Genomic DNA, 14,895 nt, shown 5'->3' on the forward strand with positions numbered 1-14,895 from the left:
ACCATGCACGGCACCATGAAAAAACTGTTCTGCGCCGGGGCCATTGCCCTCGCCGCCCTTTCCCCGTTCGCCCAGGCCGAGGAGAAGAAAACCTTCAACCTGGCCTGGACCATCTACGTCGGCTGGATGCCCTGGAAGTATGCCGACGAGTCCGGAATCATGAAGAAGTGGGCGGACAAGTACGGCATCGAGGTGAACATCAGCCAGATCAACGACTACGTCGAGTCCATCAACCAGTACAGCGCCGGCCAGTTCGACGGCGTGGTCGCCACCAGCATGGATGCGCTGTCGATCCCGGCAGCCGGTGGCGTCGACACCACCGCGCTGATCGTCGGCAGCTACTCCAACGGCAACGACGGGCTGGTGATGAAGGGCACCGACGACCTCAAGCAGATCAAGGGCCAGCAGGTGCACCTGGTCGAACTGTCGGTGTCGCACTACATCCTGGCCAAGGCACTGGACAGCGTCGGTCTTTCGGAGAAGGACGTGAAGGTGGTCAACACCTCGGACGCCGATATCGTCGCCGCTTTCAGCACCGCCGACGTGCGCAACGTGGCGACCTGGAGCCCATTGCTACAGGAAGTGGCGGCCGCGCCCGACGCACACCAGGTCTTCGACTCGGCCAGCGTGCCGGGCCATGTCAAAGACCTGCTGATCGTCAACAGCGAGACCCTGGCCGACAACCCCGCCTTCGGCAAGGCGGTCACTGGCGCCTGGTACGAGGTGATGGCGATCATGGCCAGCGATACGCCGGAAGGTGCTGAACTGCGCGCCCAGCTGGGCGCGGCATCCGGCACCGACCAGGCGGGTTACGAGGCGCAACTCAAGGGCACGCATATGTTCTATCAGCCAGCCGAAGCGATCGCCTTCATCTCCGGCGAACCGGCCCACGAGGCGATGGACAGCGTACGCAAGTTCTCCTTCGACCACGGCCTGCTGGGCGACGGTGCCGATTCGGCGGACTTCGTCGGTATCGCCATGCCGGCCGGCTCGCTCGGCGACCAGGGCAACCTGAAACTGCGCTTCGACACCAGCTACATGCAGATGGCCGCCGACGGCGCCCTGTGAAGGCTTGCCACGCAGTGTGCCCTGCCGGCACGCTGCGTGGCCGCCGCGCATTTCGAGGAACCTCATGCGCCGTACCAAAGAAGACGCCGAACAGACCCGCCTCAAGATCATTGCCGCGGCGCTGGAGCTGTTCAGCCGCAACGGCTATTCGAACACCACGCTGGCGATGATCGCCGAGGCCGCCGGCTTCAGCCGTGGCCCCATTTACTGGCACTTCAAGAGCAAGGACGAGCTGTACGAAGCGGTGCTGGCCTATTCCCAGGAGCCGCTGGAGCGGCTGATCGAACAAAGCCGAGAACGCGCTGCCGATCCGCGCGCGGCGCTGGAGCACTTCATCAGCGAATGGTTTCGCCTGCTGCTGGACGAGCGCTGGTATCGCCAATCCTTCGAGATCCTGCTGAACAAGACCGAGCTCACCGCGCAGATGGCGAGCACCCTGAAACGCGAACGCAAGCTGACACGCGCCATGGTGCAGTTGCTGGAAGAGTTGATCGCCAAGGTGCATGAGGACGAACGGCCGGCGCGCTCGCTGGCCCTGCTGCTCTATTCGAGCCTGATGGGCATCACCCACACCTGGCTGCTGTCGCCGAAGCTGTTTTCACTCAGGGAACAGGCGCCCTGCATGGCGCTCAGCCTGTTGGCGCTGGTCAAGCCAGGCCTTACATCAGATGGGCTATCCCAGTAGCCGCGGGCGCTTGAGCCTGCTCAGCAACGCCGGTCGGAGCGCCGCCGCATCCAGATCAATGGCATTGATCAGACCGGTGATATCGGCTTGGGAAAGGGATATGCGACATGGCAGACCAGTCAGCAGCAGCGACTCACCGGCTGTCTCGTCTATCAGCATCACACGAATCGTCGAAGGTGAATCCATTCGCGCGCTGAACACCAACGGCGCGTAGTACTGCTGCACCATCGCGAAGGCTTCGGGTTGCCTGAAGCGTTTCATGAAGGACAACTCCATTTGTCAGGCGGCGGATTCTAGCAGCGGCTGACGCCTTGGCCTCTGTGGCAATTGCCAACTCCGCCACAGGCATAATCGATTTTTGTTAAGACACGATCGCCAAAGGCGCCGCTGCGATCAGGCGCACCAGAACAGTGCTTGATGCCAGCGTCAGCGAGGGAACAAACAGAGGTGATCACGGGCGCCAAATGCCACGGCGTCGCCAAGGGCTACGAGCGCTCAGCTGCCGGCGATAGGTCCCATTATGGGAACCGTATAAGCCATTTTTCCAAGCCCAGAAACGCTGAAGGCCCCGGAATACGGGGCCTTCAGGATTGCAGATGGCGGAAGCGCAGAGATTCGAACTCTGGGAAGGGTCTCCCCTTCGGCGGTTTTCAAGACCGCTGCCTTCAACCACTCGGCCACACTTCCGGATAAAGCGGGCGCAATAGTACCGGATAGAAATACACTGTCAAACACTGATGCTAGGCATCTCACTTGCCTCTGCTATGATCCGGGACAAATCGTCTCAGGCTTGATTTCATCCAAGGAGTGTCGCCATGCACGAACACGAATACGCGCTTAGCCACACGCAGGTCGAACAGCGCGAGGTCAGCAAGGTCCTGCGCAACACCTACGGGCTCTTGGCCATGACGCTCGCGTTCAGCGGCCTGGTTGCCTACATGGCCATGCAGGCCAACGCTGCCTACCCGAACATCTTCGTGGTGCTGATCGGCTTCTACGGCCTGTTCTTCCTCACCGCCAAGCTGCGCAACTCGGCATGGGGTCTGGTTTCCACCTTCGCTCTGACCGGCTTCATGGGCTACACGCTCGGGCCGATCCTCAATATGTATCTGGGTCTGGCCAATGGCGGTGAGCTGATCAGTTCGGCGCTGTCGATGACCGCCCTGGTGTTCTTCGGACTGTCAGCCTACGTGCTGATCACCCGCAAGGACATGAGCTTCCTCAGCGGCTTCATCACCGCGGGTTTCTTCGTGCTGATCGGCGCCATGCTGGCGGGCTTCTTCTTCCAGATCACCGGGCTGCAACTGGCGATCAGCGCAGGTTTCGTGCTGTTCTCCTCGGCCTGCATCCTGTTCCAGACCAGCGCCATCATCCATGGCGGCGAGCGTAACTACATCATGGCCACCATCGGCCTGTTCGTTTCGCTGTACAACCTGTTCATCAGCCTGCTGCAGCTGCTGGGCATCTTCGGTGGCGACGACTGATCCGGCATCGCCTTGAACGAGCCCGCTTCGGCGGGCTTTTTCATGCCCGCAGCTGGCGTATCATGTCAGCTGTTCTGCCATGGTGCTCCGATGAAATTCGTAATCGCCCTGTTCGCTCCGCCCCATTCACCCGCTGCCCGCCGCGCGTTGCGCTTTGCCGAAGCCGTGCTCGCTGGCGGGCATGAAATCGTCCGGCTGTTCTTCTATCAGGATGGCGTGCACAGTGCTTCAGCGAACGTCGTCGCGGCACAGGACGAACTGGACGTGGCGGCTGAATGGAGCCGTTTCGTCAGCGCCAACCAGCTGGACGGCGTGGTCTGCATCGCCGCCGGCCTGCGTCGCGGCGTACTGGATGCCGGCGAAGCGCAGCGCTACCGGCGCCCGGCAGCGAATCTTGCCGCTGGCTGGGAGCTGTCGGGACTCGGACAACTGCACGAAGCGGCGCAGCAAGCGGATCGCCTCGTCTGCTTCGGAGGTCATTGATGGCACGCTCCATGCTCATCATCAGCCGCCAGTCGCCCTGGGCCGGCCCATCGGCGCGCGAGGCGCTGGATATCGTGCTGGCCGGTGGGGCTTTCGAATTGCCGTTGGGGCTGCTGTTTCTCGACGACGGCGTGTTCCAGCTCGTCGCGTCACAGCGGGCTGCTTCGCTCGAGCAGAAGGACCTGACCGCGAATCTGCAGGCGCTGCCGCTGTTCGGTGTCGATGCGCTGTTCGCCGCACGCCGCAGCCTGGCCGAGCGCAACCTGGATGAATCCGCTCTGGCACTGCCTGTCGAGGTACTCGATGACGCTGGCCTGAGTGCCCTGATCAACCGCTATGACCATGTGATCACGATCTGATGGCAACCCTGCATCTGCTTTCCCACACGCCTTTTGCCGATAGCCGCTTCGCCAGCTGTCTGCCGCTGCTGGCCGATTCCGACGCCCTGCTGCTGACCGGCGACGCGACCTACGCCCTGACGGCAGGCACACAGCCTGCGGCCGAACTGGAGCGCCTGCCGGAACAGGTCGCCGTGTTCGCGCTGGAGGAAGACGTGCAAGCCCGTGCGCTCAGTGCCCTGCCCGCTCGTGTGCAATTGCTGGACTATGCCGGCTTCGTCGAGCTGACCTGCCGCTACCAGCGGGTCAACAGCTGGTTATGAGCCTGTTAGTCGACGGGCGCGAGATCGCGCTGGACAAGGACGGTTTTCTGGTCGATCTGGCGGACTGGAACGAAGCCGTTGCCGAAGCGCTGGCGGACCATGAAGGGCTTACGCTGGAAGCCGAGCACTGGGAAATCCTCCGGCTGCTGCGTGAGTTCTACAGCGAATTCCAGCTGTCGCCGGCCACTCGCCCTCTGATCAAGTACACCGCGCTCAAGCTGGGCGCGGAGAAAGGCAACAGCCTGCACCTCAACCGCCTGTTCAAGGGCACTCCTGCGAAACTGGCCGCCAAGCTGGCCGGGCTGCCAAAACCGAGCAATTGCCTATGAGCCTCGAAACGCCTGCAGAACATCCTTTCGCCGCCTTCGTGCGCATTCTCGGCAAGGGCAAGCGTGGTGCACGCGACCTGACGCGTGAAGAAGCTCGCGAAGCCATGGGTATGCTGCTCGATGGCAAGGTGGAGGACGCTCAGCTGGGCGCCTTCCTCATGCTGCTGCGGCACAAGGAGGAAAGCGCCGAAGAGCTGGCCGGCTTCACCGAGGCGGTACGCGCACGGGTGCAGGCACCGGCGATCAGCGTCGATATCGACTGGCCGAGCTATGCCGGCAAGAAGCGCCACCTGCCCTGGTATCTGTTGGCAGCCAAATGCCTGGCGGCGAATGGCGTGCGCATCCTCATGCATGGCGGTGGCGCGCACACCGCAGGGCGCATCTATACCGAACAGCAGCTGGAGCTGCTGGGCATTCGTCGCTGCGAGAACTGGCAACAGGTCAGCGCTGCACTGGACCAGAGCAATCTCGCGTTTATCCCGCTGGGCGCCTGGATGCCGGTGCTGCAACGCATGATCGACATGCGCAACCTGCTCGGCCTGCGCTCACCGGTGCACTCGCTGGCGCGCCTGCTCAATCCGCTGGGTGCCCGCTGCGGCCTGCAGAGCATCTTCCACCCCGGCTATCAGGATGCCCATCGCCAGGCCAGTACCCTGCTCGGCGACCACGCCATCGTCATCAAGGGCGAAGGCGGCGAGATCGAGATGAACCCGGACAACATTTCCCACCTCTACGGCACCACCAACGGAATGCCCTGGGACGAAGAGTGGCCAGCACTGTCCGAGCGCCGGCATGTGAAGCCCGCACAGCTCGACTCGCAACAGCTGCTCGCGGTCTGGACCGGCGCGCATGAAGAGGCCTACGGCGAACTGGCGGTGATCGCCACCATGGCGCTTGCCTTGCGCGGCTTGGGGATGGAGCGCGAGGCAGCATTCGCCCAGGCTCGAGCCTACTGGCAAGCACGCCACTCATCGATTTAAGCGATAGGATTAACCCACCGTTCGGTCACATTAATCGAACCATGCTTCCTAGACTGCCTCCTATCCGCAACAGGAGGACAAAATGGGATTACTGATAGATGGCCAGTGGCATGACCGCTGGTACGCAAGCCGCGACGGCAGATTCGAACGAGAGCATTCCAAGCGTCACAACTGGATCACCCGGGACGGCTCACCGGGCCCGGGTGGCAAGACGGCCTTTCCAGCCGAGGCTGGCCGTTACCACCTCTATGTCTCTCTCGCCTGCCCCTGGGCTCACCGCACGCTGATCTACCGCAAACTCAAAGGCCTCGAGAAGCTGATCGACGTGTCGGTGGTCAGCTGGCTGATGGCGGAAAATGGTTGGACCTTCGACAAGGCCACCGGCTCCAGCGGCGATGCGCTGGACAACCTCGACTACCTGCATCAGCGCTATACCCGCGATGATTCCGGCTACTCCGGACGCGTCACCGTGCCCCTGCTATGGGATCGCGAGCGCCAGTGCATCGTCAACAATGAATCCTCCGAGCTCATCCGCATTCTCAACAGCGCTTTCGACGACCTAACCGGCTCGCACCTGGATTTCTACCCCGAGCCGTTACGCGGCGAGATCGATGCGCTGAATGCGCGGATCTACCCGGCCATCAACAACGGCGTATACCGTGCCGGCTTCGCCACCACACAGGAGGCGTATGAAGAGGCATTCGACGAGCTGTTTCGCGAGCTGGATTGGGTCGAACGGCGGCTGGGCAAACAGCGTTATCTGACCGGGGAATACCTGACGGAAGCCGACTGGCGCCTGTTCACCACGGCCGTGCGCTTCGATGCGGTGTACTTCGGCCATTTCAAGTGCAACCTGCGTCGAATCGAGGACTATCCGAACCTGTCGAACTGGCTGCGCGAGCTGTACCAGTGGCCTGGCATCGCCGAAACGGTGGACTTTACCCATATCAAGAGCCACTACTACGCCAGCCACCGGCAGATCAACGGCAACGGCATCATTCCCAAAGGGCCAGCCCTTGGGCTGCACCGACCGCATGACCGCGAGCGCCTCCCGGGACGTGGCATATGGGCGCGCCACCTCAGCGCTGCCTCGCAAGCCTGACGACCGCTGCGAATACCGGCCGTGTCGCTACCCCGCCGTGCCGTGTTCCAGCATGTGGCACATGGCGGTTTTCAGCTTCATCGGCCGCACCGGCTTGTGCATCAGCATATGGCCGAGCTCGCGCACCTGCTGCTTGAGTTCGTTGCTGTAATTGGCGGTGATCATCAGCGCCGGTAACGGGCTGGCGCGTCGCGCGTTGACGGTGGCGACGACGTCGATGCCGGTGTGGCCGTTGTCGAGGTGGTAATCGGCAATCATCAGGTCGGCTTCAGCATGGAAGTTGTCGACCTGCCGCGCCAGGTCTTCCTCGGACAGCGCCGTGATGACCTTGCAACCCCAGCCTTCCAGCAACGTGCGCATGCCGGCGCAGATCGCAGTGTCGTTATCCAGCACCCACACCCGGGCGCCCTGCAGGCGCTGCAGTACGAGTTCCGTGGTGCTTGGCTCCGGACGTGCCTTGGGCGCGCGCTTGGCCAGCGGCACCTCGATGGCGAAGCAGGAGCCACGTCCCGGTTGCGAAGTGACACGAATGCGATGACCGAGGATGCGCGCGATCTTCTCGACAATGGCGAGGCCTAGGCCCAGCCCGCGATCCTGATTCGGCCGTACGCCCTCCCCGCGTTTGAATTCCTGGAAGATCTCCTCGAGCTTGTCCGAGGCGATGCCGACGCCGGTATCCCACACTTCGATGGACAGGCTCTGCCGATGCCGCCGACAGCCCAACAGCACGCGCCCCTTGGGCGTGTAGCGAATAGCATTGGTCAGCAGATTGCGCAGGATGCGCGCCAGCAGCTGGATATCGCTGCGCACCAGTGCCGAACAGGGAATGAAATCTAGCTGCAGCTGCTCGGCCCCGGCGATCTGGCGAAACTCCATGGCGAGGTTTTCCAACAGCTCGCTGACGGCGAACGGGGCGATATCCGGCTTGATCACGCCGGCATCCAGCTTGGAAATATCGACCAGGGTGCCAAGCAGGTTTTCCACGTCTTCCAGCGAATTGCTGATATTGCGGATCAACCCGCCATTGAGCGCTCCCGGCTGTTCGAGCAAGGCGCTGGTGAACAACCGTGCAGCGTTTAGCGGCTGCAACAGATCGTGGCTGACGGCCGCGAGGAACTTGGTCTTGGACAGGTTGGCCACTTCCGCTTCGCGCTTGGCCTCGCGCAGACGCGCCTCGGCATGACTGCGCTCGTCGATCTCGCGCAACAGCTGGCCGTTGAGACTGGTCAACTCGGCAGTGCGCTCTCGCACGCGCTGTTCGAGGTTCTGGTAGGCCTGGTGCAGCGCCTCGGCGGTGCGGCGGCGGTCGGTGATGTCCTGGATCAGCACGAAGATGCCGGCCACTTCGCCATTGGCCTGCCGGTTCGGTACATACGAGCGCAGCATATAGCGCTGCTGCCCTGCGTGGTTGCGCTCGGCCATCTCGAAACTGACGCTTTCGCCCGACAGCGCCCGGTCGATGTACGGCTCCAGTTGCCGCCAATGCTCGCCGCTGTGCACCTCACGCAGGGACTGGCCGAGCATGCCGTCGCTGGGCCAGCGGTACCATTCCTCGTAGACCTTGTTGGTGAACTCGTAGGTGAGATCGGCCGAGACATAGGCGATCAGCGCCGGAACATGGTCAGTGATCAGGCGAATCCAGCGCTCGCTCTCGCGCAACGCCTCGGCATGGCGGTAGCGCTCGGTGATATCGGTGAAGGTGTTGACGAAGCCACCGGTGGGCAGCGCGTGGGTACGAATTTCCAGCACCCGACCATCGAACAGGCGCTGTTCCAGCTCGCGAATCGGCCGGCCGCGGGCGTCACGGCTATTGGGTGTGAGCAGGGTCAGCTCGCTGTCGGCCATGACCTCCTCGAACGGCCGGTGTGCCTCGATCGGTGCCAGCCCGCAGAGCTCGAGAAAGCGCCGATTCCACAGTTCCAGCGCGCCTTCGGCGCTGACCATCGCCACGCCTTGGGACAGGTTGTCCACGGCGCGCTGCAACAGTCGCGACTTCTGCGCCAGCGCCTGCTCGCGGCGCATGGTTTCGCTGACCTTCACTTCGGTGATGTCGGTGTAGAGGATGACCAGCCCACCTTCGCGGGTCGGGCGCTCACTGACCTGCACCCAGCGCCCGTTGTTCAGGCGGTACACCGTGGGTTCATCGCCCTTGCCACGGTGCTCCTCGACGATCAGCCCGGTGCTTTCGGCCAGCCGCCGCACTTCCGCCAACCGCGTGCCGGCGTTGATACGCGCGCGCGTGCGTGTCCACAGCGACTTGAAACGACGGTTGAAGAGGACGATGCGCTGGTCGCGGTCGAACAGCACGAATGCATCGGAAATGCTTTCGATGGCGTCGACCAGGTGCTGGTGCGCGGTTTCCGCGCGCAGCCGCGCATCGCTGAGCAGCTGATTGCTGCCCTTGAGCTCGGCCATCGCCTGATTCAGGGCGTCGGTGCGCTCGCGGACCTGCTCGGCCAGTTCCACCGAATGCTGGAATGCCGCATAGGAGGCATCCCGTCCCGCGCCGCTGGATTCGACACGTTCGATCAGCGCGGCGTTGATGCGTTTGAGCTTGTGGTTTTCGCGCTCGAGTTCGGCCTGCCGTGCCAGCAGCTCAGCGACCTGCCCGGCCTCCGGGTCGGCCAATGGCGACACCGGTGAAGGTCTGGTTGATGTGCATGCCATTGAACTGCTCTCCGTAGGTGTTGAAGCCGATCACCTGCTGGCGTCGGAGAAAAGCCGAGGTTTCCTCACTGGTATCGTTGGCCTCGATTTCCAGACGGCGCAGGAAGCAGTCGCAGCCGATCGTGAGCAGCGGCGGGCCAAGGCGCTGCTCCAGCCGCTCGAACAAAGCTTCCAGATTCGGCATCAATGGCCCCGGCTCCATGGCCGTCAGCACGATGCCGTTCTCCACCGCGCAATAGAAGGTCAGGCTCATGTCCTCGTTGACCTTCTGGATCGAGCGCACGTAGTAGTGCTCGTTGATCCGCACCGCCAGCGGATGGGCTGCGAACAGGCGGTGGTCGAGATCGCTGACCGGTACACCGATCAGCCGTGCATATTCCTCGGCAGCCGGCTCGGCGTTCAGTTCGTACACCCGACGGCTGTTGCTGTCGGCGCGGGTCACCACCAGTTTGTCTTCGAGGGGCAGGATGTGATGGGTGGTGAACACCTCGAAATCCAGCCAGGTATTGATCAGTACCACGATCGCCGCGCCACTGTAGAAACGGCCGTCGTAATACACATAGGTATCGCTCAAGTGGTTGTCGTCGCCGGCTGAGCCACCGAAATGCGGGATGCTGCCGAAGGCGGCGCTCAGTGCCGAGAGCACCACCTCCTCGCGACTGGACAGCCCGTCGAGCAGAGTCAGCGCAAAGCTGTGGTCCTTGATCGGCGCCAACGAGTTGCTGCGGCAATCGCTACCCAGCCGCTCGACCAGCTGCTGGGCCTCGATCAGGCTGAAGCGGTCCATCTCGTCGATAAGCTCGCAGGCGATGGAAAAGTTGCGATGGTCGAAGCCGACTGCCGTCACGCAGCTGCGGCCATAGCCCTGGGAGGTAATTTCCCCCGCCGAGGTGCAGCCGACCAGGCGCACGCCACCGAAGTACTGGCGCAGCGCATCGCCCAGCGCGGGCAGGTCGTATTCCGCCGAACAGAAGAACAGCACGAAACCCAGATGCGGATGCATCAGCTGGCGCGCCAGGTCCTGTGCCACCGTCTCGGGCAGCCGGGCCTCGGACATCGCGGTGCGGATTACTTCGCCTTGTTCATCGGTCACGCACGATACCCCGCACCACCTGAATCGGATGACCTCATTCTTGGCCAGGGCATATGGCCCGAAAATGCTACTTGAGTACCGGTAAAGGCCTGCCTAGGTAGCATCGCGACGAAACAACGCAGGCTGGCTACAGTTCCGCTGCCGTCCGCAACCCTCCCGGGATGTGCGCGAAAAAGGCCGGCCCCTTGCGGGAACCGGCCTTTCAGGATGCAACGTTGATCGCTGCAGTCCGGGCGTGGAGACGATCAACGTACACACCACTGCTTCGCAACGGATGGCACGACCTACGGTTCGGCTGCCATCCGCGCCCTTCGATCACGCCTTGCTTAGAAGCTCAGCGCCGCGCCCAATGCAAAGGTGCGGGTTTCTTCGTCAAGCGCCGGGGTGTCGCGACCCTCGATCTCGAACTGGTTCAGCTCGGCCACCAGCGTCAGGTTGTCGTTGATGCTGTGGAACAGGGCGATGCCACGGGTCTCAAAGTCTGCCGCGTTGTTACCAAGACCATTGCCGTCATCCTTGGTCTTGCCGTAGGACAGCGCCACACGGTTCTTGCCGAAGCGGTAGGAGCCCTGCAGCAGATAACCGTCGCTGTCCACTTCACGCAGCAAGGCCTTGTTGGCGTTGTTGGTGAAGAACGGGTTGATACCTTCGGCCTGGAAGCCCGACGCGGTCAACGACAGGTTGCCCATCTTGGCCTGCACGCCATAGCCCAAGCCTTTGGAGTCAACTTTCTCGATGCTGCTGTCGGTATTGTCCGAACTCTGCTGCATGCCGTTGATCCAGGTGTAGAACTGGGTGCCGCCCAGCTCGAACTCGTAGGTCACCTCGGTTTCGAAGCGCGGGGCTTCCTGGTAGGCCTTGTCCAAGTCATAACCGGGCACAGTGGGATCCGATACCTCGGTAGTATCAACTGGATCCATGATGCCGGCGGCGATGCGCAGGCCGCTCATCTTCGGCGAGCGATAGGTGATCTGCGAAGTCGGGAACGGGTACGGGTAGCCGGTGCCGATATTGCCGAAGGACACGCCGCCGCCATCGACCAGGCCCAGGGTATCGCTGACCTGGCCGTAACCGCTGAGCAGCTCGTCGAGCAGGATGTTGGAACGGCCGAACAGGCCGAAGTCCTTACCGAACAGCACTTCACCCCATTGCTCGTTGCCGGCAGTGGCGTAGAACTGACGTACGTCGATGCCGGTTTCAGTGCCGTTGGTGTCACTGTCGTTAATCGTTACCCAGAAGGAAGAGCGGCCACCCAGCTTGAGGTCGCCGACCTGCTTGCCGAAGTTGAAGCCGATCCAGTTGGGCAGGAAGCCCATCTTCACCCGCGACTGCTTGCGATCGAACTGCTCGCCGTCCCGCTCCACATCGCTGTGGACATAGAAGGTGTTGAAGTAGCCATCGGTAGAGAAAGTGGTGTCGTTCTGGTCATAGAGCACGATCTCGGCCATTGCCGACTGGCTCACGGTCATGGCTATTGCACTGGCCAGGGCCAGGGGCAGCAGGGTTGATACGGCTTTCTTGTTGTTGTGCATGGCGCTCTCCGCTGTATTGACGACAAGCAGTCGTGACGGGAGCGATTATCGAAAGGCCATCAAAGCGCACATACGCTGCGATGGCGGCGAAAGGCTAGTACTTTCGCCGCGGGTGCAGTCTTGCATGCAAAGCATCTAATCCATGCGGCTAAGCGACGACGCTTAGGTCGTACACCCAAAGCAGCGAACAGCCGACCCGGCGTCCGGGCAAAGGCAGCCTTCGGCGTGGAGGATGATGAGAAATGGTTGTTCGAGTTGAGCCGCGCTCGTTCAGCGCTGCTGCCAGCGTCCGTCAGGGGCATCGGCATTGGCGACCACATGCCATCCGCCGTCCGCCGCACGCAGCGCCTGGAGCTGGGCCTTGATAGCACTGACATCGCCAGTCGGCATCGCGGCAGCCACCGCTTGCGGATGCTCGGCGTCAAACCCGGCCAACCGCGCCTGCCAGACAGCCTCAGCCCGACGGCGAAGATCATGGCTCAGCCCATTGGGCGACTCACCGGTGGAGATGGCCTCCAGAACCTTGTCGGACGACGCTTCCAGGCCGGCCGAAAAGGATTGGAGAAAGGTTTCGATATGGCCGAGGATCTCGCCGGCAGGCGCGGAGGGCGACTGCACCGCGAAGACGATACCGGCGCGCTCGCCAAGCTGGCGAAAGCCGCAGAACACCGCGTAGCCAAGCTGCAGTTCGCTGCGCAGACGGCGGAAAAAGGCGCTTTCCATCAGCCTTGCCAGCTGGCGCCAGGCTGCTTCCACTGACGCGCTACGCACGGGCAACGGACAGAACAACACCAACGCGTGCTCGGCGCCCGGATCACCGAAGCGCGACCACAGGTAGCGAGGAGGCCGCTCAGCCTGCCGTTCGGCAACGGGCTCGGCGAGCCCCGGCATTGCGCCAAGGGCGTCCTGCAACGGTCCGCTCAGTCGGGCGGGAAGACCTACCGCCAGCGCATCCCATCGCGACACCTGCCAAACCCGCTCGAGCGCGCACTGATCCTGAAGCGTACTACCATCGACTACTGGCGGCTCGGCCAACACGGGCAAGCGCCGCAGCAGCTGTCGTATGAGTATCTCGTCAGCGCCGGGCACCTTCGCCTCGTCGAACAGACGCTGGCCGTCACTGAATGCAGCGACCCGTGGCATTTTCAGCACGTCGAGCAAGTCATGCAGGACGAGCGGCAGTGCCTCGGCGTAGCCGAACAGCGCAAGGCACCAGCTGCCGCCCAGATCGTCGAAACGCAATTCGACACCCGTTTGGGCAGCGGCAACGGTGTGCACCCGCAATGCCGCGTGGAGCACATGCCATAACCCGGCCGGCGGTCGCCCCGCAGCGAACCGCCAGCGCAGGTAGAGTGCGCCCTGCCCGCGCGGATCGTCGCCATGCTCCAGCCAGCACAAGGCCGGCAACACCACGGGCGATACCCGCGGCTGTATCTGCCTGCTCAGCCAGGGGTTGCGCTCAGGCAGCTGCCACTGTCGTGCCTGGCTGGTAGCGACCGGCAGTCGTTCCGGCAGCATGTTCAATGCGAAACCGGCATTTGCCGCGATGGTGTCTGCGCTATGATCGCCGCGCTCTTCGCCCACCGTCAGGATGATCGGCTTGCTCCCATCGAGCTGCGCACCTAACGTCTGCAGCGCATGCTGAACCCGATTTGCGTCGATCGATGGCGCCCAGGCAGCCGGATCGGCCCAGTAGCGCAACAGCGCCAGAGGCTCCTTGCCCAGCAAGCCACGCTGACGGATCTGCACGTACTCGTCCCATAACTCGGGCCACGGCGCCTGCGAAGTCATGTACCGCAGCCAGCTGCGAATGGCCGCGACGAGCTCTGCGCGATGCGCCATGCCCTGTCCGGTCAGCTGCAGTTCCACCACGACGACGCCCTGCCCGTCATGCCAGTAAGGCACGCGAAGCGCCAGCGCCTCGCACCAGCCGGCGTCGCGCATCGCCATACAAAGGCTGCCGCTGGCCTGGGATGCCAGCCACGAACCCAGAACATCCAGCGCCACGCAGGTTTCGTCGGGCAGGCCGTCCAGTGCAAATGCCAGGTCCAGAAGCGGTCGCGCACCCTCCACTTGCAGACGCAGCGCAACACCGTCATTGACCCGCAACGGCGCGGTCTGCCTCGAGACGGTAGGGGCAACCGGCAGCTGGCATTCGGCGCACTGCAGCAATTCCAGCAGATGCTCGATTCCGCACGGAGCAGCAATCAGTAACTCCATCTGCCCGCAGTGATAGAAGCGCTGGTGATAGCCCTTGAGCGCCTGCTGGAAGGCAGGGGATTCAACCGCCAGCGTGTCGCGATTACCCGCATGAAATGCCGAAAACGGATGCGGAGCGCTCAGCGCTGTGCCGATAGCGGCATCGCACAGCGTTTCCCGATCACGTCCACGGGCCAGAAATTCCGCCTGTAGCACTTCGCGTTCGCGCAACTGCGCGGCCTCGTCGAGCAGCGGCCGCGCCAGCATATCGAGCAGGCGCTTGAGTGCGTCGTCGAAAACGTCGGCAGATATCTGAAAGAAAAAATCAGTGTGGCGCTCGCGCGTCGATGCGTTCAGTTGCCCGGCATGCCCCTGCACGAACGGCATCAGGCTTTCGCTCGCCGCGTAGGCCCGGCTACCGAGAAACAGAAGGTGTTCGAGGAAGTGCGCAAGCCCCGGGTACTCGCCTGGCGCGTCATGCGCTCCGGCATGCACGCGGACCAACGCCGCCGCCTGGCTACCGGCCGACAACTGGATGAATCCCAGTCGCAGCCCGTTGGGCAACGTCCGACGCACCGGCAGCAAGTCAGATGGAATGCTGCCTGGTGTCAT

14 protein-coding genes and 1 tRNA gene are annotated in these 14,895 nt (G+C 62.9%); 9 read left to right on the plus strand and 6 right to left on the minus strand.

Features of this window, described 5'->3' with window-relative positions; translation table 11 throughout:
• Nucleotides 1–3 precede the first annotated feature (3 nt).
• On the plus strand, nt 4–1,068 hold the full coding sequence (locus PSEST_RS11535; protein WP_015277153.1) for a putative urea ABC transporter substrate-binding protein: 1,065 nt from the start codon (nt 4–6) through the stop codon (nt 1,066–1,068).
• Nucleotides 1,069–1,132: 64 nt separating this feature from the next.
• The gene (locus PSEST_RS11540) at nt 1,133–1,753 is read left to right on the plus strand and encodes a TetR family transcriptional regulator (protein ID WP_015277154.1); all 621 of its coding nucleotides are present in this window, start codon (nt 1,133–1,135) and stop codon (nt 1,751–1,753) included.
• On the opposite strand, the gene PSEST_RS11545 is transcribed toward PSEST_RS11540, so the two are convergent.
• Both PSEST_RS11545 and PSEST_RS11550 read right to left on the minus strand, forming a co-directional pair.
• Entirely contained in the window at nt 1,742–2,014 is a 273-nt protein-coding gene (locus PSEST_RS11545) for a DUF1652 domain-containing protein (RefSeq protein WP_015277155.1), read from the minus strand. The two genes, PSEST_RS11540 and PSEST_RS11545, sit on opposite strands and share 12 nt — an antisense overlap.
• A gap of 336 nt (nt 2,015–2,350) precedes the next feature.
• Nucleotides 2,351–2,440 (minus strand) — tRNA-Ser (locus PSEST_RS11550).
• A 128-nt stretch (nt 2,441–2,568) separates the two neighbouring features.
• Here PSEST_RS11550 and PSEST_RS11555 point away from each other — a divergent pair.
• From PSEST_RS11555 to PSEST_RS11585, 7 genes are all read left to right on the plus strand, one after another.
• On the plus strand, nt 2,569–3,237 hold the full coding sequence (locus PSEST_RS11555) for a Bax inhibitor-1/YccA family protein (protein ID WP_015277156.1): 669 nt from the start codon (nt 2,569–2,571) through the stop codon (nt 3,235–3,237).
• Nucleotides 3,238–3,327: 90 nt separating this feature from the next.
• Nucleotides 3,328–3,720, plus strand: coding sequence for a sulfurtransferase complex subunit TusD (gene tusD / locus PSEST_RS11560; protein ID WP_015277157.1), 393 nt, complete (start codon nt 3,328–3,330; stop codon nt 3,718–3,720).
• Entirely contained in the window at nt 3,720–4,079 is a 360-nt protein-coding gene (tusC, locus tag PSEST_RS11565; protein WP_015277158.1) for a sulfurtransferase complex subunit TusC, read from the plus strand. Before tusD ends, tusC begins: the two co-directional genes overlap by 1 nt.
• Entirely contained in the window at nt 4,079–4,381 is a 303-nt protein-coding gene (gene tusB / locus PSEST_RS11570; RefSeq protein ID WP_015277159.1) for a sulfurtransferase complex subunit TusB, read from the plus strand. Before tusC ends, tusB begins: the two co-directional genes overlap by 1 nt.
• Entirely contained in the window at nt 4,378–4,710 is a 333-nt protein-coding gene (locus PSEST_RS11575; RefSeq protein WP_015277160.1) for a TusE/DsrC/DsvC family sulfur relay protein, read from the plus strand. The genes tusB and PSEST_RS11575 overlap by 4 nt, the downstream gene beginning before the upstream one ends.
• On the plus strand, nt 4,707–5,690 hold the full coding sequence (locus PSEST_RS11580; protein ID WP_015277161.1) for a glycosyl transferase family protein: 984 nt from the start codon (nt 4,707–4,709) through the stop codon (nt 5,688–5,690). Before PSEST_RS11575 ends, PSEST_RS11580 begins: the two co-directional genes overlap by 4 nt.
• Before the next feature lie 82 nt (nt 5,691–5,772).
• A complete protein-coding gene (locus PSEST_RS11585) occupies nt 5,773–6,792 on the plus strand; it encodes a glutathione S-transferase family protein (protein ID WP_015277162.1) in 1,020 nt (339 codons plus the stop codon).
• A gap of 27 nt (nt 6,793–6,819) precedes the next feature.
• Here PSEST_RS11585 and nahK read toward each other — a convergent pair whose 3' ends face one another.
• The 4 genes from nahK to pqqF all read right to left on the minus strand — a co-directional run bounded on the left by nahK (nt 6,820) and on the right by pqqF (nt 14,895).
• Entirely contained in the window at nt 6,820–9,420 is a 2,601-nt protein-coding gene (gene nahK, locus PSEST_RS11590) for a hybrid sensor histidine kinase/response regulator NahK/ErcS' (protein ID WP_041756645.1), read from the minus strand.
• Nucleotides 9,389–10,552 carry a nitric oxide-sensing protein NosP gene (nosP, locus tag PSEST_RS11595; RefSeq protein ID WP_015277164.1) on the minus strand — a complete coding sequence of 388 codons (1,164 nt, stop codon included), beginning with the start codon at nt 10,550–10,552 and terminating at the stop codon, nt 9,389–9,391. Before nosP ends, nahK begins: the two co-directional genes overlap by 32 nt.
• A 326-nt stretch (nt 10,553–10,878) precedes the next feature.
• Nucleotides 10,879–12,084: a porin gene (locus tag PSEST_RS11600; protein WP_015277165.1), complete on the minus strand. Its 1,206-nt coding sequence runs from the start codon at nt 12,082–12,084 to the stop codon at nt 10,879–10,881.
• A gap of 270 nt (nt 12,085–12,354) precedes the next feature.
• Nucleotides 12,355–14,895 (minus strand): pyrroloquinoline quinone biosynthesis protein PqqF, encoded by a 2,541-nt coding sequence (gene pqqF / locus PSEST_RS11605; RefSeq protein WP_015277166.1) that lies wholly within the window; start codon nt 14,893–14,895, stop codon nt 12,355–12,357.

Origin of the sequence: Stutzerimonas stutzeri RCH2 (genome assembly GCF_000327065.1) — a bacterium.
Taxonomy (GTDB): domain Bacteria; phylum Pseudomonadota; class Gammaproteobacteria; order Pseudomonadales; family Pseudomonadaceae; genus Stutzerimonas; species Stutzerimonas stutzeri_AE.

What these genes read in the sequence shown, in the direction of transcription:
- PSEST_RS11535 (WP_015277153.1), top strand. Translation starts at nt 4, where the DNA reads ATGCACGGCACCATGAAAAAACTGTTCTGCGCCGGGGCCATTGCCCTC.
- PSEST_RS11540 (WP_015277154.1), top strand. Translation starts at nt 1,133, where the DNA reads ATGCGCCGTACCAAAGAAGACGCCGAACAGACCCGCCTCAAGATCATT.
- PSEST_RS11545 (WP_015277155.1), bottom strand. Translation starts at nt 2,014, where the DNA reads ATGAAACGCTTCAGGCAACCCGAAGCCTTCGCGATGGTGCAGCAGTAC.
- PSEST_RS11555 (WP_015277156.1), top strand. Translation starts at nt 2,569, where the DNA reads ATGCACGAACACGAATACGCGCTTAGCCACACGCAGGTCGAACAGCGC.
- tusD (WP_015277157.1), top strand. Translation starts at nt 3,328, where the DNA reads ATGAAATTCGTAATCGCCCTGTTCGCTCCGCCCCATTCACCCGCTGCC.
- tusC (WP_015277158.1), top strand. Translation starts at nt 3,720, where the DNA reads ATGGCACGCTCCATGCTCATCATCAGCCGCCAGTCGCCCTGGGCCGGC.
- tusB (WP_015277159.1), top strand. Translation starts at nt 4,079, where the DNA reads ATGGCAACCCTGCATCTGCTTTCCCACACGCCTTTTGCCGATAGCCGC.
- PSEST_RS11575 (WP_015277160.1), top strand. Translation starts at nt 4,378, where the DNA reads ATGAGCCTGTTAGTCGACGGGCGCGAGATCGCGCTGGACAAGGACGGT.
- PSEST_RS11580 (WP_015277161.1), top strand. Translation starts at nt 4,707, where the DNA reads ATGAGCCTCGAAACGCCTGCAGAACATCCTTTCGCCGCCTTCGTGCGC.
- PSEST_RS11585 (WP_015277162.1), top strand. Translation starts at nt 5,773, where the DNA reads ATGGGATTACTGATAGATGGCCAGTGGCATGACCGCTGGTACGCAAGC.
- PSEST_RS11600 (WP_015277165.1), bottom strand. Translation starts at nt 12,084, where the DNA reads ATGCACAACAACAAGAAAGCCGTATCAACCCTGCTGCCCCTGGCCCTG.
- pqqF (WP_015277166.1), bottom strand. Translation starts at nt 14,895, where the DNA reads ATGACACCAGGCAGCATTCCATCTGACTTGCTGCCGGTGCGTCGGACG.